Annotated in this window: 19 protein-coding genes, 1 tRNA gene, 1 rRNA gene and 1 other annotated feature; of the genes, 9 read left to right on the top strand and 12 right to left on the bottom strand. The window is 55.4% G+C overall.

The annotated features are described in order from the left end of the window. Nucleotides 1-166 precede the first annotated feature (166 nt). From AWR26_RS06565 to rluD, 5 genes are all read right to left on the bottom strand, one after another. Nucleotides 167-242 (bottom strand) — tRNA-Glu (locus AWR26_RS06565). 84 nt (nt 243-326) lie between these two features. Further along, nucleotides 327-1866, bottom strand: a 16S ribosomal RNA gene (locus AWR26_RS06560). Nucleotides 1867-2297: 431 nt separating this feature from the next. Beyond that, the gene (gene clpB / locus AWR26_RS06555; protein WP_064564454.1) at nt 2298-4871 is read right to left on the bottom strand and encodes an ATP-dependent chaperone ClpB; all 2574 of its coding nucleotides are present in this window, start codon (nt 4869-4871) and stop codon (nt 2298-2300) included. Nucleotides 4872-5000: 129 nt separating this feature from the next. Continuing rightward, complete coding sequence (gene yfiH / locus AWR26_RS06550) at nt 5001-5732, bottom strand: purine nucleoside phosphorylase YfiH (RefSeq protein ID WP_064564452.1); 732 nt, start codon at nt 5730-5732, stop codon at nt 5001-5003. After that, nucleotides 5729-6709 carry a 23S rRNA pseudouridine(1911/1915/1917) synthase RluD gene (gene rluD, locus AWR26_RS06545; protein ID WP_064564448.1) on the bottom strand — a complete coding sequence of 327 codons (981 nt, stop codon included), beginning with the start codon at nt 6707-6709 and terminating at the stop codon, nt 5729-5731. The genes yfiH and rluD overlap by 4 nt, the downstream gene beginning before the upstream one ends. A gap of 131 nt (nt 6710-6840) precedes the next feature. On the opposite strand from rluD, the gene bamD reads away from it, so the two are divergent. From bamD to pheA, 4 genes are all read left to right on the top strand, one after another. Continuing rightward, nucleotides 6841-7578, top strand: coding sequence for an outer membrane protein assembly factor BamD (gene bamD / locus AWR26_RS06540; protein ID WP_043952646.1), 738 nt, complete (start codon nt 6841-6843; stop codon nt 7576-7578). Nucleotides 7579-7842: 264 nt separating this feature from the next. Beyond that, nucleotides 7843-8181 (top strand): ribosome-associated translation inhibitor RaiA, encoded by a 339-nt coding sequence (gene raiA, locus AWR26_RS06535; protein ID WP_007370750.1) that lies wholly within the window; start codon nt 7843-7845, stop codon nt 8179-8181. Between the two features lie 102 nt (nt 8182-8283). After that, nucleotides 8284-8409: a sequence feature (Phe leader region), on the top strand. Further along, a complete protein-coding gene (pheL, locus tag AWR26_RS06530) occupies nt 8285-8335 on the top strand; it encodes a pheA operon leader peptide PheL (protein ID WP_194138581.1) in 51 nt (16 codons plus the stop codon). (Overlaps the previous feature by 51 nt.) Nucleotides 8410-8428: 19 nt before the next feature. Continuing rightward, a complete protein-coding gene (gene pheA, locus AWR26_RS06525) occupies nt 8429-9589 on the top strand; it encodes a bifunctional chorismate mutase/prephenate dehydratase (RefSeq protein WP_064564446.1) in 1161 nt (386 codons plus the stop codon). On the opposite strand, the gene AWR26_RS06520 is transcribed toward pheA, so the two are convergent. The 7 genes from AWR26_RS06520 to AWR26_RS06490 all read right to left on the bottom strand — a co-directional run bounded on the left by AWR26_RS06520 (nt 9586) and on the right by AWR26_RS06490 (nt 16838). After that, nucleotides 9586-10458 (bottom strand): SMP-30/gluconolactonase/LRE family protein, encoded by an 873-nt coding sequence (locus AWR26_RS06520; RefSeq protein WP_064564444.1) that lies wholly within the window; start codon nt 10456-10458, stop codon nt 9586-9588. The two genes, pheA and AWR26_RS06520, sit on opposite strands and share 4 nt — an antisense overlap. A 67-nt stretch (nt 10459-10525) precedes the next feature. Continuing rightward, complete coding sequence (gene tyrA / locus AWR26_RS06515) at nt 10526-11647, bottom strand: bifunctional chorismate mutase/prephenate dehydrogenase (RefSeq protein ID WP_064564442.1); 1122 nt, start codon at nt 11645-11647, stop codon at nt 10526-10528. Between the two features lie 9 nt (nt 11648-11656). Beyond that, nucleotides 11657-12727, bottom strand: coding sequence for a 3-deoxy-7-phosphoheptulonate synthase AroF (gene aroF, locus AWR26_RS06510; RefSeq protein ID WP_064564440.1), 1071 nt, complete (start codon nt 12725-12727; stop codon nt 11657-11659). A gap of 180 nt (nt 12728-12907) precedes the next feature. Further along, nucleotides 12908-14272 carry a PepSY-associated TM helix domain-containing protein gene (locus AWR26_RS06505; protein ID WP_064564438.1) on the bottom strand — a complete coding sequence of 455 codons (1365 nt, stop codon included), beginning with the start codon at nt 14270-14272 and terminating at the stop codon, nt 12908-12910. 62 nt (nt 14273-14334) lie between these two features. After that, nucleotides 14335-14772, bottom strand: a complete 438-nt coding sequence (locus AWR26_RS06500) for a DUF2946 domain-containing protein (protein WP_064564436.1) — start codon at nt 14770-14772, stop codon at nt 14335-14337. A 161-nt stretch (nt 14773-14933) separates the two neighbouring features. Beyond that, nucleotides 14934-15983, bottom strand: coding sequence for a site-specific integrase (locus AWR26_RS06495; RefSeq protein WP_064564434.1), 1050 nt, complete (start codon nt 15981-15983; stop codon nt 14934-14936). 6 nt (nt 15984-15989) lie between these two features. Then, nucleotides 15990-16838 (bottom strand): phage repressor protein CI, encoded by an 849-nt coding sequence (locus AWR26_RS06490; RefSeq protein ID WP_064568968.1) that lies wholly within the window; start codon nt 16836-16838, stop codon nt 15990-15992. 115 nt (nt 16839-16953) lie between these two features. Here AWR26_RS06490 and AWR26_RS06485 point away from each other — a divergent pair, with 115 nt between their 5' ends. The 5 genes from AWR26_RS06485 (at nt 16954) to AWR26_RS06465 (ending at nt 20182) form a co-directional block, all read left to right on the top strand. Then, the gene (locus AWR26_RS06485) at nt 16954-17331 is read left to right on the top strand and encodes a hypothetical protein (RefSeq protein WP_007370740.1); all 378 of its coding nucleotides are present in this window, start codon (nt 16954-16956) and stop codon (nt 17329-17331) included. A 38-nt stretch (nt 17332-17369) separates the two neighbouring features. Then, on the top strand, nt 17370-17708 hold the full coding sequence (locus tag AWR26_RS06480) for a DUF5347 domain-containing protein (RefSeq protein ID WP_043952638.1): 339 nt from the start codon (nt 17370-17372) through the stop codon (nt 17706-17708). 66 nt (nt 17709-17774) lie between these two features. Then, nucleotides 17775-18002, top strand: a complete 228-nt coding sequence (locus AWR26_RS06475; RefSeq protein WP_064564432.1) for a DUF2732 family protein — start codon at nt 17775-17777, stop codon at nt 18000-18002. Beyond that, nucleotides 18002-18223 carry a TraR/DksA C4-type zinc finger protein gene (locus tag AWR26_RS06470; RefSeq protein WP_064564430.1) on the top strand — a complete coding sequence of 74 codons (222 nt, stop codon included), beginning with the start codon at nt 18002-18004 and terminating at the stop codon, nt 18221-18223. Before AWR26_RS06475 ends, AWR26_RS06470 begins: the two co-directional genes overlap by 1 nt. Next, complete coding sequence (locus tag AWR26_RS06465; protein ID WP_082934081.1) at nt 18224-20182, top strand: replication endonuclease; 1959 nt, start codon at nt 18224-18226, stop codon at nt 20180-20182. Nucleotides 20183-20192 lie beyond the last annotated feature (10 nt).

Here is a 20192-nt window from a genome sequence, read left to right as displayed (position 1 = left end):
CATCATCGCATTGCGAAAATTTGAGAGACTCACGAACAATTCGCATTGTTCAGTGTTTCAATTTTCAGCTTGATCCAGATTTTTAAAGAGCATATATCTCAAACATGACTCGTAAGTCAGTTTTGAGATACGGATGGGCAACGCCTTTCACACATTCCCGCGCAAGTGGCGTCCCCTAGGGGATTCGAACCCCTGTTACCGCCGTGAAAGGGCGGTGTCCTGGGCCTCTAGACGAAGGGGACACATAGTCTGCTTCGCAAGACGCCTTGCTTTTTACTTTTCATCAGACAATCTGTGTGAGCACTTCAGGGAAGGGTTCTTTAAGGTAAGGAGGTGATCCAACCGCAGGTTCCCCTACGGTTACCTTGTTACGACTTCACCCCAGTCATGAATCACAAAGTGGTAAGCGCCCTCCCGAAGGTTAAGCTACCTACTTCTTTTGCAACCCACTCCCATGGTGTGACGGGCGGTGTGTACAAGGCCCGGGAACGTATTCACCGTGACATTCTGATTCACGATTACTAGCGATTCCGACTTCATGGAGTCGAGTTGCAGACTCCAATCCGGACTACGACGCACTTTATGAGGTCCGCTTGCTCTCGCGAGGTCGCTTCTCTTTGTATGCGCCATTGTAGCACGTGTGTAGCCCTGGTCGTAAGGGCCATGATGACTTGACGTCATCCCCACCTTCCTCCAGTTTATCACTGGCAGTCTCCTTTGAGTTCCCGGCCTAACCGCTGGCAACAAAGGATAAGGGTTGCGCTCGTTGCGGGACTTAACCCAACATTTCACAACACGAGCTGACGACAGCCATGCAGCACCTGTCTCACAGTTCCCGAAGGCACCCCGGCATCTCTGCCAGGTTCTGTGGATGTCAAGACCAGGTAAGGTTCTTCGCGTTGCATCGAATTAAACCACATGCTCCACCGCTTGTGCGGGCCCCCGTCAATTCATTTGAGTTTTAACCTTGCGGCCGTACTCCCCAGGCGGTCGATTTAACGCGTTAGCTCCGGAAGCCACGCCTCAAGGGCACAACCTCCAAATCGACATCGTTTACGGCGTGGACTACCAGGGTATCTAATCCTGTTTGCTCCCCACGCTTTCGCACCTGAGCGTCAGTCTTCGTCCAGGAGGCCGCCTTCGCCACCGGTATTCCTCCAGATCTCTACGCATTTCACCGCTACACCTGGAATTCTACCTCCCTCTACGAGACTCCAGCCTGCCAGTTTCGAATGCAGTTCCCAGGTTGAGCCCGGGGATTTCACATCCGACTTGACAGACCGCCTGCGTGCGCTTTACGCCCAGTAATTCCGATTAACGCTTGCACCCTCCGTATTACCGCGGCTGCTGGCACGGAGTTAGCCGGTGCTTCTTCTGCGGGTAACGTCAATCAGCACGGTTATTAACCGTACCGCCTTCCTCCCCGCTGAAAGTGCTTTACAACCCGAAGGCCTTCTTCACACACGCGGCATGGCTGCATCAGGCTTGCGCCCATTGTGCAATATTCCCCACTGCTGCCTCCCGTAGGAGTCTGGACCGTGTCTCAGTTCCAGTGTGGCTGGTCATCCTCTCAGACCAGCTAGGGATCGTCGCCTAGGTGGGCCGTTACCCCGCCTACTAGCTAATCCCATCTGGGCACATCTGATGGCAAGAGGCCCGAAGGTCCCCCTCTTTGGTCTTGCGACGTTATGCGGTATTAGCTACCGTTTCCAGTAGTTATCCCCCTCCATCAGGCAGTTTCCCAGACATTACTCACCCGTCCGCCACTCGTCACCCGAGAGCAAGCTCTCTGTGCTACCGTTCGACTTGCATGTGTTAGGCCTGCCGCCAGCGTTCAATCTGAGCCATGATCAAACTCTTCAATTTAAAAGTTTGATGCTCAATGAATTAAACTTCGTAATGAATTACGTGTTCACTCGTTGAGACTTGGTATTCATTTTTGTCCGAAGACATTCAAGAATCCGCGTCACCTGAGTGCCCACACAGATTGTCTGATAAATTGTTAAAGAGCAGTGCCGCTGTGTTTTCGCTGCGGCGCGGGGTGTGCATATTACGCTTTCCCGCTGTGAAGTCAACTGATTATTTTCAGATTTCTTCACCTGACAGGCCGGTGTGTTTGCCGTTGTGCCGTGTCAGTGGAGGCGCATTATAGGGAGTTAATTCTGGCTGACAAGCATAAAATTCAAAAAAGTTATCGTTTGATTATTTTCCAGGCAAACCACCCTTTGAATGGTAATTTTTGCCTGGTTTTTATACAAAAACGAGCCCCTGAGGGCTCGTTTTCTTTATTTTGTGACTTACTGCACTGCCACAATACGATCGTCTTTTACGACAAGCTGCACCGTTTTGCCTGGAATCAGCTCACCAGACAATATCTGCTGCGCCAGCGGGTTTTCGATCTGCTGTTGGATTGCACGTTTCAACGGACGCGCGCCATACACCGGATCGTAACCATTCGCACTCAACAGCTTCAGGGCTTCATCAGAGATAGTTACCGCATAGCCACGCTCTTCCAGACGTTTGTACAGACGCTGCAACTGGATCTGCGCAATAGAAGCAATATGTTTTTCACCCAGCGGATGGAAGACCACCACTTCATCAATACGGTTGATAAACTCCGGACGGAAGTTTTGGCTCACCACACCCAATACCAGTTCCTTCATATGTCCATAATCCAGCTCGCCAAAACGTTCCTGGATCAAATCGGAACCGAGGTTGGAAGTCATGATCACGACAGTATTACGGAAATCCACCGTCCTGCCCTGTCCATCCGTCAGACGACCATCGTCAAGCACCTGCAACAGGATGTTGAATACATCCGGATGCGCTTTTTCCACTTCATCCAGCAGGATGACGGAATAGGGGCGACGGCGAACCGCTTCCGTCAGATAGCCCCCTTCTTCATAACCGACATATCCCGGAGGTGCGCCCACCAGCCGAGAAACGGAGTGTTTTTCCATAAACTCAGACATGTCGATACGCACCATTGCATCGTCGCTATCGAACATAAAGTTCGCCAGCGATTTACACAGCTCGGTTTTCCCTACCCCGGTTGGCCCAAGGAACAGGAACGAACCGATCGGGCGATTCGGATCTGACAAACCCGCACGGCTACGGCGAATGGCGTTCGATACCGCTTCTACCGCTTCGTCCTGACCAATCACACGATGATGCAGGTCATGTTCCATACGCAGCAGTTTTTCACGTTCACCTTCCATCATCCGCGACACCGGAATACCGGTCCAGCGCGCCAGCACCTCGGCGATCTCAATATCCGTCACGCGGTTACGCAACAGACGCATCGTTTTGCCTTCAGCCTGGGTTGCCGCTTCCAGTTGTTTTTCCAGTTCAGGGATTTTCCCGTACTGCAACTCCGACATCCGCCCAAGATCGCCATTACGCCGCGCCTGTTCCATCGCGATTTTCGCCTGTTCCAGCTCAGCCTTAATGGTCTGGGTGCCGGAGAGAGACGCTTTCTCGGCTTTCCACTCTTCTTCTAATGTCGAGTACTGGCGCTCTTTATCTTCCAGCTCTTCGTTAAGCATTTCGAGGCGTTTTTTACTCGCTTCGTCAGACTCTTTCATCAGCGCGCGCTGTTCCAGCTTGAGCTGGATAATGCGGCGATCGAGACGGTCAAGTTCTTCCGGTTTAGAGTCAATCTGCATACGAATGCTGGATGCAGCTTCATCGATCAGGTCGATAGCTTTATCCGGCAACTGGCGATCGGAAATATAGCGATGCGACAACGTAGCCGCCGCGACGATCGCCGGGTCGGTAATTTGCACATGATGGTGCAGCTCATAACGTTCTTTCAGGCCACGCAGAATCGCAATGGTGTCTTCCACAGTCGGCTCAGCAACAAGCACTTTCTGGAAACGACGCTCCAGTGCAGCATCTTTCTCTATATATTGACGATACTCATCCAGCGTGGTGGCACCAACGCAATGCAATTCGCCACGCGCCAGCGCTGGTTTCAGCATATTACCCGCATCCATCGCGCCGTCGGCTTTCCCGGCACCAACCATGGTATGCAGCTCGTCGATAAACAGAATGACATTGCCTTCCTGTTTAGAGAGATCGTTCAACACACCTTTCAGGCGCTCTTCAAACTCGCCGCGGTATTTCGCCCCGGCCACCAGTGCGCCCATATCCAGCGCCAGAACGCGCCGGCCTTTCAGCCCTTCCGGCACTTCACCATTAACAATGCGCTGCGCCAGTCCTTCAACGATAGCGGTTTTACCCACCCCCGGTTCACCAATCAGCACCGGGTTGTTTTTAGTCCGGCGTTGCAGTACCTGAATGGTACGGCGGATCTCTTCGTCACGGCCGATAACCGGATCGAGCTTGCCTTGCTCGGCACGCTCGGTCAGATCGACGGTGAATTTCTTCAAGGCCTGACGTTGGTCTTCAGCCCCTTGATCGTTCACGTTTTCACCCCCACGCATTTGTTCAATGGCCTGAGTCACATTCGCTGTGGTTGCGCCCGCTGATTTCAGTAAATCGGTTAGCGTACCGTGAGACTCCAGCGCGGCCAGAACGAAAAGTTCTGACGAAATAAAGTTGTCACCCCGTTTTTGCGCCAGCTTGTCGCAAAGATTGAGCACACGCACTAAATCCTGAGAAGGCTGCACATCACCGCCGGTGCCTTCCACCTGCGGTAAACGACTCAACGCCTGTTCAACGGCTGTACGTAGTGAGCCAGCGTTAACGCCAGCAGAGGTTAATAAAGGGAAAACCGAACCGCCTTCCTGCTTCAGCAGGGCGCTCATTAAATGAAGGGGTTCGATAAATTGGTTGTCGTGCCCCAGTGCAAGAGACTGGGCATCGGCAAGAGCAAGCTGGAATTTATTGGTAAGACGATCCAGACGCATAACTCCTCCCATAACAGGTCAAAATTGCTACTGGAGATTAAATGAGGTCATCCCTCAATTATTCAAGGTGAATGACCTGAATTATGCAAAAGAAAGCATATGCGAACTGGATCGTCTTGATTCTTTAGGTTATATCAGCCAAATAAAACTTGCCATACGGCCGGTTACCTTGTCCCGGCGGTATGAGAAAAAATCATCCTTTTGACTGAAGGTGCAGTGCTCACCGCCGAATACTTGCTGGACGCCCACCGACGCCAGACGCTGGCGCGCGAGCTGGTAGATATCAGCGAAATATTTCTCACCGTGCGGGCGAAAAGCCCGATCGGCCTCAACATCATGCGCCATAAATGCCTCGCGCACTTCTGCGCCGACTTCAAACGCCTGCGGCCCGATCGCCGGCCCTAACCAGGCGAGCAGATTTTCCGGCCTGTCGGTAAAACAAGCAACCGTCTTTTCCAGCACGCCCGCACACAACCCTCGCCAACCAGCATGAGCAGCAGCGACTTCGGTTCCATCACGATTGCAAAACAGGACCGGCAGGCAGTCGGCGGTCATCACCGCACAAACCGTACCGGGCGTATTGCTGTATGACGCATCCGCCCGTTTAGAGGGATAAGGCCCGCCATCGAGCAGCAGCACGTCGGTACCGTGTACCTGCTCAAGCCATACCGGTTTTGAAGGCAGCCCTCCCTCGGCAAACATACGTTTGCGATTCTCTTCCACATGCTCCGCATCGTCGCCACAGTGGGCGCCGAGGTTTAGCGAGTGATAAGGCGACAAGCTCACACCGCCGATACGGGTTGAACTGCATGACGCCACGCCTTTCGGCTGCGGCCACTCAGGGAGGATCAGTTTGGTCATAACCAGGCGACATCGTCCTTATGGGTTTCAAAATCCGCGCGCATGGCAGCAATCAAATCCACCATGTCCTGCGGAATAGGCGCGTGCCACTCCATCTCAATGCCGCTGATGGGGTGGTAAAGACGCAGCATCGTGGCGTGCAAAGCCTGACGATCAAACTTGCGTAGCGCGTCGATAAATTCCTCGGAAGCGCCTTTCGGCGGACGCGGGCGCCCACCATACAGTTGATCGCCCACCAGCGGATGAGTGATATGCGCCATATGCACGCGGATCTGGTGGGTGCGCCCGGTTTCCAGACGCAGACGCAGACGCGTGTGCACACGGAAGTGCTCCATGATGCGATAGTGCGTTACCGCCGGTTTACCCATCGGGTGCACCGACATATGGGTACGCTTGGTCGGGTGGCGACTGATGGGTTCTTCAACCGTACCACCTGACGTCATATGCCCAATCGCCACCGCTTCGTATTCGCGCGTGATTTCGCGCAGCTGCAACGACTCGACCAGCCGCGTTTGCGCCGGGATCGTTTTCGCTACCACCATCAAGCCGGTGGTATCTTTATCCAGACGGTGCACGATCCCCGCGCGCGGAACATCGGCAATCGGCGGATAATAGTGCAGCAAAGCATTCAGCACCGTACCGTCCGGGTTGCCTGCGCCCGGGTGAACGACGAGATCGCGCGGTTTATTGATCACGATAATGTCATCATCTTCGTAGACGATGTTCAGTGGGATATCCTGCGGTTCGAAGCGCGCTTCTTCTTCAATTTCCACATCAATAGTGATGCGTTCTCCACCCAACACTTTCTCTTTCGGTTTGTCGCAAATACTGCCGTTGACCTGCACGTGCTGGTCGAGGATCCATTCTTTTATTCGCGAACGTGAATAATCCGGGAACAATTCGGCCAAAGCCTGATCTAAGCGTTGACCGAGTTGGTTTTCGGACACCGTTGCGGTGAGTTGTACTCGTTGTGCCATATACAGCTTCTTCGTTAACGTTGGGTTTTACGGCTTCGCCGTTTAATATAGTGTGCTATTGTAGCTGGTCTTAGTCGGGAGCAGGAATAAAGAATCTCCCGCATAAACATTCTGAGGAAAGTCTAAACGTCATGACGCGCTTGAAATATCTGGTGGCAGCCGCCACGTTGAGTCTGGCTTTGGCGGGTTGCTCCGGTTCAAAGGAAGAGGTGCCTGATAATCCACCAAATGAAATCTACGCGACTGCCCAGCAAAAACTGCAAGACGGTAACTGGAAGGCGGCAATAACGCAACTGGAAGCACTGGATAACCGTTATCCGTTTGGCCCTTACTCACAGCAAGTGCAGCTGGATCTGATCTACGCCTACTACAAAAACGCCGATTTACCGCTGGCGCAAGCCGCGATTGACCGTTTTATTCGTCTGAACCCAACCCATCCGAACATCGATTATGTGATGTATATGCGTGGGCTGACCAACATGGCGCTGGACGACAGTGCTCTGCAAGGGTTCTTCGGTGTGGATCGCAGCGATCGTGACCCGGCTCATGCGCGTGAGGCGTTCAATGACTTCAGCAAACTGGTACGCGGCTATCCGCAGAGCCAGTACGTCACCGACGCCACCAAGCGTCTGGTGTTCCTGAAAGATCGTCTGTCGAAATATGAGCTGTCGGTGGTGAATTACTACACCGATCGCGGTGCCTGGGTTGCGGTTGTCAACCGCGTAGAAGGCATGCTGCGTGATTATCCGGATACGCAGGCAACGCGTGATGCACTGCCGAAAATGGAGAGAGCCTACCGCGAGATGCAAATGAACGCGCAGGCAGATAAGGTTGCAAAAATTATCGCAGCCAACAGCAGCAATACATAAGTCCCTGAAACACAAAACGGCAGCCAATGGCTGCCGTTTTTTTATTCATTTTACCAATAGCTGAAGCGGTTTAGCCGCAATGCATCCTATCAACTATGACCGTTAATTGAGAGTTCCACAAGGAAATTTTCCCCTCTTCCTGTCCTGCCTCACAAAACCTTCCCTTTGACAAAAACCGACAAAATAATGTGATTTAAATCACGCTTTTTGACATTAGGCACGGTATGCTGAAATCACCAAGACGGAAAGACAAGAGGTAAATTTATGACAATGAACATTACCAGTAAACAAATGGAAATTACTCCGGCAATCCGCCAGCATGTCGCAGACCGTCTCGCCAAACTGGATAAATGGCAAACACATCTGATTAATCCACATATCATTCTCTCCAAAGAGCCGCAGGGTTTTATCGCTGATGCCACTATCAACACGCCGAATGGACATCTGGTGGCCAGCGCACGGCATGAAGATATGTACACCGCTATCAACGAATTGATTAACAAGCTGGAACGGCAGCTCAATAAAGTGCAACACAAAGGTGAAGCACGTCGCGCCGCAACATCGGTGAAAGACACAAGCTTCGTTGAGGAAGAAGAAGAGTAGTCTCTACATTGAGTCCATATCCAACGCGCCTGCGGGCGCGTTTTTTATTGACAGAGCGAAAACAGTGCGGGTACTGTACTTCGGTCGCTCACAGGAAATTTACATGAAACTTGTACCGTTCTTCTTCGCATTCTTTTTTACCTTCCCCAAATAGGGAGGCGATTCGTTTTGTGATAAAGAATGCGAAGACGAACAATAAGGCCTCCCACTCCGGGAGGCTTTTTTTTTAATAATAAAAGGCAACAACATGACGGCTGAAAACCCCTTACTGGATTTACGCGTAAAGATCAGTGCACTGGATGAGCAGTTGCTGACCCTGCTGGCCGAGCGCCGCCAGCTCTCCGTTGAAGTCGGCAAAGCCAAGCTCGACTCACACCGCCCGGTGCGCGATATCGACCGCGAGCGGGATTTACTGGAGCGCCTGATCCAACTGGGCAAAGCGCATCACCTCGATGCACATTACATCACTCGCCTGTTCCAGCTGATCATTGAAGATTCCGTCCTGACTCAACAAGCCCTGCTCCAGCAGCATCTCAACAAGATCAATCCGCACTCCGCGCGCATCGCTTTTCTGGGGCCAAAAGGCTCTTATTCGCACCTCGCGGCACGTCAGTACGCCGCGCGCCATTTTGAGCAATTTATCGAGAGCGGTTGCCTGAAGTTTCACGATATTTTTAACCAGGTAGAAACCGGCCAGGCGGATTACGCCGTAGTGCCGCTGGAAAATACCAGCTCTGGTGCTATCAACGACGTGTACGATTTACTTCAACACACCAGCTTATCGATTGTTGGCGAACTGACAGTGCCGATCGATCACTGTGTGTTGGTTTCCGGTTCGACGGATCTTGAGCAGATCCAGACGGTTTACAGCCACCCGCAACCTTTCCAGCAGTGCAGCCAGTTCCTGAACCGCTACCCGCAGTGGAAAATCGAATATTGCGAAAGTACTTCAGCCGCGATGGAGAAAGTGGCGCAGGCGAACTCACCGCATGTTGCTGCGCTGGGCAGCGAAGCGGGTGGCGCACTGTACGGTTTACAGGTGCTGGAACGGAACCTGGCGAACCAGACGCAGAATATCACCCGCTTTATCGTGCTGGCGCGTAAAGCCATTGATGTATCAGAGCAGGTTCCGGCAAAAACCACGCTACTGATAGCGACAGGTCAACAGGCCGGTGCACTGGTTGAAGCGTTGCTGGTGCTGCGCAATCACAATCTGATCATGACCAAACTGGAGTCGCGCCCGATTCATGGCAATCCGTGGGAAGAGATGTTCTACCTTGATGTGCAGGCCAATCTCCACTCGGCAGAAATGCAAAAAGCGCTGCGCGAACTGGGCGATATCACCCGTTCGCTGAAAGTGCTTGGCTGCTATCCCAGCGAAAATGTGGTGCCGGTCGATCCGGTTTAACACTCTCTGAACAGCGGTTTCTTCATCCCTGCCACGCTCACCGGCAGGGTGAAGATAGCGCCAGAAAGCGGATAACGCGCCAGCTCTTCCTCTTCCATATTTTCCCGCGTGGTGGTGATAAACAGCGTTTTCATGTCATCGCCGCCGAAGCAGACCATCGTCGGGCAACGTACCGGTAAACGGTACTCCGCAAGTTGTTCTCCCTGCGGTGAGAAGCGTGCCACGCGCCAGCCGTCGAACATCGCACTCCAGTAGCAGCCTTCCACATCCACCGCCGCGCCATCCGGGATCCCCTCTCCGGCAGTAAACCGGCGCAACACTTCCCGACGCCCCGGTTCACCCTGCGCATCCAGCGGCGTACGATAAATCACACCGTTGGGCGTATCGGAGGTAAACATCCATTGCTGATCCTCGCTGAACGCCAGACCATTCGCACCGTGAATATCGCACTGCACCACTTTCGGCGTCAGATCGTTATCCACGCGCAGCAACAAAGCGCCATTGTAATCGCCCGGCCCCCAGAACGTCCCGGCGTAAAAGCGCCCCCAGTGATCGGTGCCGCCATCGTTAAAGCGCGCCAGTTGCGGGTTCGATGGGTTGTCGCACACTTTCTGTCGCAGCAGGCCGCGCGCATCCGTCAGCCAAATGGCGTTACGCATTGCCACGATAAAGCCACCTTTCTCGCGCAGCGCAAAACAGCCGACCTCTTCCGGGAAGGAGAGCACCTGATGTTCGCCAGATGCCAGATGGTAACGATGAATTTCACCTTCCAGAATATCCGCCCAGTAAAGTGCCTGTTCTGCTTCGCTCCAGGTCGGGCATTCCGGCAGATGGCCGGTGTAATCAAACAGCTTCTGTAACTCCGCCATTGCACGCCCCTTAAATAAAAAAAAGCCAGCGGTGACCACTGGCTTTTCAGTATAAACGGCTTTTCTGTTACTGGCGGCTATCGTTCGCCTGGCGCAGCAATACCCGGCTTTCGTTCTGAAAACGCTGAGCGTAATCGCCAAACCAGTGCTCCACTTTGCGGAAGCTGTCGATAAAGGCCTGTTTGTCGCCCTGCTCCAGCAAACCGATGGCTTCGCCAAAGCGCTGGTAGTAACGCTTGATCAGCGCCAGATTGTTCGACGACGACATAATAATGTCTGCGTAAAGCTGCGGATCCTGGGCAAACAGACGCCCAACCATTGCCAGCTCCAGACGATAAATCGGCGATGAGAGCGCCAGTAACTGCTCAAGCTGCACATTCTCTTCGGCCAGATGCAGCCCGTAAGCGAACGTCGCGAAGTGGCGCAGCGCCTGAATAAACGCCATATTCTGGTCGTGTTCGACAGCGCTGATGCGATGCAAACGCGCGCCCCAGACCTGAATCTGTTCAAGGAACCACTGATAAGCCTCAGGCTGACGTCCGTCGCACCAGACCACCACCTGCTTAGCAAGGCTGCCGCTGTCCGGCCCAAACATCGGATGCAGACCCAGCACCGGGCCTTTGTGCGCCGACAACATCGCCTGCAACGGACCGCTTTTCACCGATGCCAGATCGACCAGAATACAGTCATCCGGCAGCGGCGGCAGTTGGCCTATCACCTGTTCGGTCACATGGATCGGCACACTGACAATAACCATACCGGCGTCGGCCAGCAGTTCGCCCGCCTGCGCCCAGTCTTCTTTTTCCAGAATGCGCACCTGATAACCCGACAGCGTCAGCATTTTGGCAAACAGCTGCCCCATCTGGCCCGCGCCGCCGACAATCACCACCGGCCGCATTTCAGGACACAGGGTTTTAAAACCTTTGTCATTTTCGCTGGAGTAGGATTCGCGCATCACGCGGCGCAGTACATCTTCAATCAGATCCGGCGGAACGCCGAGCAGTTCGGCCTCCTTGCGGCGGGAGGCCAGCATTGTGGCTTCACGTTCCGGCACGTAGATCGGCAAGCCATACTTGCTTTTTACTTCACCAACTTCGGCCACCAGCTCCAGACGGCGCGCCAGCAACCCCAGCAGCGCCTTATCCACTTCATCAATTTGATCGCGCAGCGCGGTCAATTCAGCAACCATAACAACCTCTTAAGCGAAACGCGCCGCCAGACTATTGCGCAGATCTTTATCGATCTCACGCAGCAGCGCTTCGGTCGATTCCCAGCTAATGCAGGCATCCGTCACGGAAACACCGTACTTCATGGCGCTGCGCGGCTGCTCAGAAGATTGATTGCCTTCATGAATGTTGCTTTCAATCATCAGACCGGTAATCGAACGGTTGCCATCTTTGATCTGTGCCACCACAGATTCGGCAACGGCAGGCTGGCGACGGTAATCTTTGTTGGAATTACCATGGCTGCAATCTACCATCAGCGACGGTTTCAGTCCCGCCTGTTCCATCTCTTTTTCACACTGCGCAACATCCGCCGGGCTGTAATTCGGCGCTTTGCCGCCGCGCAGGATCACATGCCCATCCGGGTTACCCTGGGTTTGCAGCAGGCAAACCTGACCGGCCTGGTTGATGCCGACAAAGCGGTGCGGCATGGCCGCCGCGCGCATGGCATTGATTGCCGTAGCCAGGCTGCCGTCGGTGCCGTTTTTGAAACCGACCGGCATCGACAGGCCGGACGCCATTTCGCGGTGCGTCTGGGATTCGGTGGTGCGCGCACCAATTGCCGACCAGCTAAACAAGTCGCCGAGGAACTGCGGGCTGTTCGGATCCAGCGCTTCGGTCGCCAGCGGCAGGCCCATACTCACCAGTTCCACCAGCAGACGACGCGCAATCTTCAGGCCGGCTTCCACATCAAACGAGCCATCCATGTGCGGATCGTTAATCAGCCCCTTCCAGCCAACGGTGGTACGGGGTTTTTCAAAATAGACGCGCATCACCAGATAGAGGCTATCGCTGACCTCTGCGGCAAGGGCTTTAAATCGACGAGCATATTCAATCGCGGCTTCAGGATCGTGAATCGAGCAAGGACCACACACCACCAGCAGGCGCGGATCTTTTCCGGCAATGATGTTGGAGATGGTCTGGCGGGACTGCGCGATTTGCGCTTCCTGCTCAATGCTCAGCGGGAAAGCCGCTTTCAATTGTTCCGGGGTGATCAAAACCTGTTCGTCGGTGATATGTACGTTGTTCAGCGCGTCTTTTTGCATGATGGCGATCCTGTATGACTCGTTTTGCGATAGGGGTTCCTCCGCAGAGGATGGCGTAACCATACCACATACGGTAAAGATTTCAATCCACAAAACGTAGCAATTTCTTTACACCAGCAATTTATTCCGCCTGAATGCGGCGCTGAGTGTAATTATATATTTACACTCAGCGCGTTTTGCTTATGCCTGCGCGCCGGCTGAACGCTGCACGGCACGTTTCCAGCGCAGTGCATCAATCAGTATAAACAGCAGCAGACTGCCGCCCATCAGCGGTAACATAAGCCCCAGCAGCAGCGCAATGAGCAGTGTGCTAACGCGCCCTGCCCGGCTTAAACTCAGCCAGCAAGAAAGCAAGGTTGCCGCCGGATTCACCGCAGCGCCTGCCGGTCGGTGAATCCACCATAAGCGGTAGCCAACCACGATCATCACGCACAGCGCAGCGCCAAAGAGGATCAGTAATAACTGGTTCGCAAGGCCGAACAGCACACCCATATGAAAATCGACGCCCCAACGCGTCAGTTTCGCCATCAGCGGGAAGTCGGTAAACCGCGTGCGATCAACCACCGCCAGCGTACTGCCATTAATCGCAACCGCATCGACTTGCGTTGGCCAGCCGCGATCGATTTCTGTCACCGTCCACGCTTTATCCATGCTGCGCGGCGGGCGGATCTCCAGCTTGCTGGCAGCAATTCCAGCCCGCCGCGCAGCCTGCAACACATCATCGAATTGCACCCAATCCAGCGCCATTTCCGGCATATTCATGCCCGCATGATGCAGATGATGTTCCGCATGGGGATCGGCCGCCATCGCTGCGCCATCAAGCTGCGTGTTGACCTGCGGCGTCATCCAGCCGAAAGCCGCCCGCAGGCTATCGACATTGCCGCCCGCCCACTGCGACCACGTCAGGCCGGTGGCGGAAAACAGCAGCATACCGGCCAGCAGGCTCCAGCCAAGCAGCACGTGCAGGCGGCGATGATTTTGCACCGGGTTATTTATCCGCCGTTTCGGGCGCGTGAAAAACCACAGTGCAATACCGCCCAGCGCCGCCACCCACATCCATGAAGCGGCAAGCTCGCTGTAAAGACGGCCCGCATCGCCCAGCAACAGCGAGCGGTGAAAATAGTCGATCCACTGGCGCAGCGGCAAAATACCGCTGGTGCCGTACACCGTCATATCGCCCTTCATCTGTAACGTCACGGGATCGATAAAGATGGCGCGGTTTTCCGACACGCCAAGTTGCGGATCGGCAAACATCACGCGCGTCGTGGCGTTGTCGGCAAGGCCTGGCCGCACAGCCTGCAGACGCAGATGGCCGCCGGTCACCTGCTCAGCAACAGCAACCTGCTCAGCAAGCGGTTGGCGAGTACCGGCGGACACACCGTACAGCGCATCGCTGTAGAGGGCATTTTCCAGTTGTGGCGTCGCCACATACAGCGTGCCGCTCAGGGCCGCAATGAAGATAAAAGGCCCGACAAACAGGCCAATATAAAAGTGCAGGCGTCGCAGCAAATTCAGCCACGCCGCACGCGGGGTGCAGGAAGTCATACTTTTCCTCAGGAATAGTCAGCGCGTGCCGTTACGCAGAGGCAAACGGCCTTTTATAGATGTCAGGAAAAGCAGAAAAGCGGCGGCGCGCGGGTGTCAGGGTAGAGCCAGGGGAAGAAGTGCCACTGCCTGACCAGCGGGCGAGCAGGCTTCAGGCGAATGCGCAATGCACGCCCCATCAGCAGCAGTGCAACCAGCAGCATCAGGCCAGGCACATGCGCCAGCAAGACGCAGTAGCCACAGGCTTCAGCGTGATCCACAGGCAGGGAAGTTTGCGGGTGCGTTTCCGGTTGAGATGACATCTCATGATGCATCGGCATGCTCATCTCGTGATGCATACCCGGCATGGCACTCATGGGATCTTGTTGCAGGGAGACGGAAATCAGCGGAGCGACGACGATCAGCAGGATCGCAAACAGCGCCAGCCATGTGGCTGAACGTTTGGCTGCCCATTGATGAAAAACGTTCTTCACCGCATCTCCTCCCGATCGAGGCGGCATTGTAAATTAATCATCACCGGCAGGTTAAATTATTTCGAAAAAGAAAAGGTAAACGCAGCAAAAAAGTTAGTTAAACCGCTTTTTCTGCCACTCGCCGCATTCAACGATTTACCCTTATTTATCAGCGTAGAAAACCCTTTTTCATGCAGCGAATTGCAGCGTTATGCAACATCCGCCGCCATTTTGCCGCCATTAAGTTGCGACAGCGGGTTGAGCATCACCGCCTCTTCAAGATGATCCGGCGCAAAGTGCGCGTAGCGCATGGTTTCACGAATATTGGCATGGCCAAGAATGCGTTGCAGCACGAGAATATTGCCGCCATTGGTCATGAAGTGCGCAGCAAAAGTGTGGCGCAGAACATGGGTTTTCTGCCCTTCGGCCAGCGCGATATCGGTGGTCGCCAGCATTTTGCTGAATTCCCCATAGCACGGCTGGAACATCTGCCCTTGCAGCGGCGACAGCTCGTCAAAAAGCCACGGCGGGATCGGCACCGTCCGGTTGCGCCCGCCTTTGGTTTTGATAAAGGTGATTTTATTCGCCACAAGCTGCGCGCGATTGAGGTTTTCCGCCTCGCGCCAGCGCGCGCCGGTGGCGAGGCAAATTTTCACCACCCGCGTTAAATCGGCATGCCCGTAGCGCTCGCAGGCCGCCAGCAGGGTGATGATTTGCGGCTGCGTCAGCCACGTCATTTCCCGCTCTTTTTCGCGAAAAATGCGCACATTTTCAATCGGGTTCGGCAGCGACCACTCCCCCAGCCGCCGCAGTTCGTTAAACACCGCGCTCAGATATTGCTGCTCGCGGTTGACCGTGACCGGTTTCACCTTCCACTTTGCTTTGTCCGGCGTGTAACCGTTATCGATTTCGCCGCTCAGACGCTGGTCGCGATAGTGCGCCCAGGCTTTAGCGGTGAGGCGTGAGGCAACCGGATCACCCAGCCCGCGACAGACAATCTCCAGCTTTGCCATCCGCGACTTACCCGCCGCCAGCGACTGGCCATGCAGCTTAAACCACAGTGCAATCAGCTCGCTTAAACGTCGGCGATCCTCTTTCTCGCCCAGCCACGGCTTCTCCTGCGCCTCCTGTTTCGTCCAGGATTCAAACGCTTCGGCCTCGCCTTTGGTATTAAACTGCCGACGAATGCGCCGCCCTTCCCGCCCCTGCGGATAGAGTTCGCACAGCCACTTGCCGTTTTTCTGTTTGCTGACCGTCATTGCCGCTTACACATGTTTTTCCAGCGTGAAAACCACCACGCCGAACGGCGCAATCTCTGCCACGCCGCATTCAAAATCAACCGCGTTATTCGTCAGGCGTACTTTGCCGCCCGGCAGACGCACCACATCAAACACATCCAGCGCATCGTCGATACTGATAAACCAGCGCCCGTTACCAATTTTCTGCGCCGAGGTATCCACCAGCCAGGCCGCATTCAGCCCCTCGATAAAATTCAGCCCTTCCGTCGATGACGGCGCAAGGCTGCGATCCAGCGCCCAGACGCCCGCTTCTTTCAGCTCGCCGGATTCCAGACGGAATTTTGGAATGCTCAGCACAGCATCATTTGACGCCACAGGAGCCGGGGCCGGGTACATTTCGCCTTTCCCGGTCGCCAGCCAGTTCAGCGAGACGCCGGTATCCAGCGCGCAAGTCACCACCACATCGCCGGGAAAAAACTCGCGCCGCACCCAGGTGCTGATGGTCCCGGAGGAGATATCGAGCAGGTCGCCGAGATCTTTTTGCATCTGGAAACCATACGCATCAAGGATGCGACGCAGCACCGGACGCCCGCCGGTCGATAAAATCTCATCGTACAGCGCCTTGCCTTTCGGCAACGGCTTATCCGCTAATTTTGCATTTGCAAATTCACCGTTTACCAGCCAGTGCAAATCTGCGCCGGTATCCAGCGCGCATTTGACCACTGCCTTATAGGGCACGCTGTCGCGCTGGATCCAGCTACTGATATTGTTCGCCGGGACGTCCAGCGCTTCGGCGAGCGCCTTCTGGCTGGAGACAGAATAGGACGCAGCAATACGCTCGATCACATCCTGAACACTCATTTTGTTATCACTCATGTTCACCAACATCAAAAAAGCGATTTACACAATCGCATTTGCGATTTATATTGCTGTACATCGACCAAAATGCACAGCAGTGCAGTACATTTCAAACAACAGGAGATAATGCGATATGTCAGATGCAAAATCAACGCCGTCGCATCCGTTATCTGGCTCTCAAATGCAATCCAGGAATTTCACCCATGGGCAGATGGATGAGCTGGTCTCCGCCCTTCTCCCGACGTTGCAAACCCTGATCCGCTCGGCGATGTCCGATGCCATGACGGTGCGGGATTTCGCTGCCATGCGCGGTATCAGCGAGCGTCTGGTCTGGCAATGGCTCGACGAAGGCATTCTGCTGAAGGCCCCAACCCGCGACTATTCGAGCGCGGAAAACGCCGGCAAACGCAGCCGCACGCTGATCAATGTGCAGGCCTGGCGCGACAAATTAACCCAGCAGGCGATCGACTGTCGTTATCTCGACCGTCGTTCCGGCACCTCGTTTAGCTGAATTTGCTTTTGCAAGCTCAGAATCGAACAGGAGGCAATATGGCGATCACTTCACCCACCGCAACGCTTCCGCTCAACGCTGGGGAACGCCTGAGCGGGCTGAACCATATCGCGGAAATCCGCGGCCGCTTCTGGGGCGATAGCTGGCGCGAGGTGGCGCGCTTTATCGACGAGCTGCGCGACAAGCGGGATGAACACTTTGAAGAGAACAGCCGGGCGCTGGCAGCGATCTTCTTTCTCGCCAGAGTACCCACGGCGCGTCAGGCGCTTCATCCGGATGCGCTGACGCTTGAGGAGAAGCGGGCGCTGATTGCCGCGATGAACCATTTCCGCGCGGTAGTAAGCCTGTTTCCGAAACGGCTCACCATGCCGCTGTAACCCTTTTTCATACCTATGACGTCAACCCGTCGGGCCTCCCTTTGCCCGAATTTCAGGAGAAATACCATGCGAAAAAATAGTCCCCCCCATTCAGGACGCAGCCATGAAGAGATCGCGCTGCTGCTGGCAGATGCCCGCAACAACGAACGCCTGCGCTGCGCCGGCGTTATTTCCGGGCGGCTGGAGGCGCTGGCCGCGTTTATCGCCACTCAGCGTCTTGAGTGGTGCGACGCCGCCGAACTGCTACGCCAGGAAGCCAGCCATATCGATAACCAGGCGCAGGAGCTGCACTGATGGCCGATGAAATGGATCTCGTTCAGCAGCGTGAACTGGACGATCGCGAGCGCTATATCCGCCAGGCGCGTCACCGCCTGCTGTTGCCCTCACGCCTCACCTGCGAATGCTGCGATGCGCCGATTCCCCAGGCCCGGCGGATGGCGTTGCCCGGCGTGACCTGCTGCGTCAGTTGCCAGCAGCTCGCCGAACTGAAAGATAAACATTACCGGAGGCGCTAATTGGCGATCTCGTGGGCCTATCCGTGGAACGCGCCGCGTTCAGCGATCGCCAGCCCGTATCTCACTCACGCGGAACTGCACCGCCGCAACCGGCATTTTGCGGTGGTGCAGCAAGCGCGCCACGCGCTGGCGCGGCAACCGGAGTGCATCCGCTTTCCGATCACCCGTCGTATCGATGCGCTGGAACAGGCGCACGGTACGGCGAGGGCCAACGCCTTTCTCTGCCACTTCTTTCGCCGCGCTATCCCACGGCTAAACGCGGTAACGCAGCGCTACCAACACAAACCGCTTAGCCCGCGCCTCTCCAGAGCCGTGTTCAATGGCCATTTTGATACCGCCATTCAGCAGGATCTGGCGAGCCGGCTGGTGGCGCTGCTGGCCCGCTATAACCAACTACCGGATCTGGCGAAAAGCGCGATTGACCGGCTGGCAACCGACATCGCGCATTTTATACGTGGCGAACTGGCGAACATCGACAACGCGGAAGCGGCAGAGTTGAAAACCCTGCACCGTTGGTATCTGCACGCCGGAATGATTGCACTGCAATTTAACGTCACGCCGCCGCACTGGCAGCGTGTCACCCGTAAAGTTGCCTGCGCTGATGAGATTGCCCCGGCGGTGATCCGCCTGTTTAGCGAAGTGTGGTGGCGCGGCCATTTGCGCCGTATCGCCGCCCAGTGGCGCGAACATTTGCACATTGCGGTCGGTAACGTCAGCAAGAAAAAACGGCCCTACGCCAGCGACGATTGCGTCAGCGCCTGGCGCGAGCAGAAGCGCCGTAACCGCGAGTTTCTCACAAGCATGGAGCTGGAAGATGAGGAAGGAAACCGCATCAGCCTGATCGATAAGCATGATGGCTCGGTCGCCAACCCGGCAATTCGCCGCTGCGAGCTGATGACGCGCATTCGCGGCTTTGAAACGATTTGTCAGTCGCTGGGTTATGTCGGCGAATTTTATACCCTGACCGCACCTTCCGCCTGGCATGCCACCACCCGCGCCGGTTATCGCAATCATAAGTGGAACGGCGCCAGCCCGGCGCAGACGCAGGGCTATTTCACCCGTCTGTGGGCGCGGATCCGCGCCAGGCTGCATCGTAACGGGTTGCGCATTTTCGGCATCCGCGTGGCTGAGCCGCATCACGATGGCACGCCACACTGGCATCTGCTGCTGTTTATGCAGCCGCAGGATGTCAGCCGCGTGCGCGAAATTCTCAGCGACTATGCCCGCGAAGAGGATAACCACGAGCTGCGCAGCGATAAAGCGAAGCGCGCCCGCTTTCACGCCGAGGCGATCGATGCGCAAAAAGGCAGCGCCACCGGTTACGTGGCGAAGTATATCGCCAAGAATATCGACGGTTATGCGCTGGAAGGCGAGCGCGATAACGAGAGCGGCGCGCCGCTGCAGGAGACGGCCTGTGCCGTTTCCGCCTGGGCGGCGCGCTGGCGTATCCGCCAGTTTCAGTTTGTTGGCGGCGCGCCGGTGACGGTGTATCGCGAACTGAGAAAAATGGCCGATAGCGAAACGGCACGCGGCTTAAGCGTGGAGTTCGCGCTGGTGCACGATGCCGCCGATGCCGGGGATTGGGCAGGTTACGTCAATGCGCAGGGCGGGCCGTTTGTTCGTCGCGATGATTTGCAGGTGCGCACGCTGTATGCGCCGGATGAGGAATTTAACCAGTACGGCGAAACCACGGTACGTATTCGCGGGGTGTATGACACCCAGGTTGGTGCCGGTTCGCCGGTGCTGACACGGCTGAAAAAATGGAAAATTGTGCCGAAGCGAACGGGGGTTGACCTTCAGGGCGCGCCTGCGCCCTCTTGGAGTTCTGTCAATAACTGTACGCGCTGGCCCACCAGCCGCTGTAGCGATCCACCGCCCGACACCCCGGCATTAATGGGAAAACCTGTACCCAAAGCGGGGGGCGCAGCAGAACAATGGTTTTCTTTTTCAGCAACATAGTGATGCGGTG

It is taken from the genome of Kosakonia oryzae, assembly GCF_001658025.2.
Classification (GTDB): Bacteria; Pseudomonadota; Gammaproteobacteria; order Enterobacterales; family Enterobacteriaceae; genus Kosakonia; species Kosakonia oryzae.
Note: the sequence above shows the minus strand (reverse complement) of the source record. Positions and strands in the feature narration are given on the sequence as shown.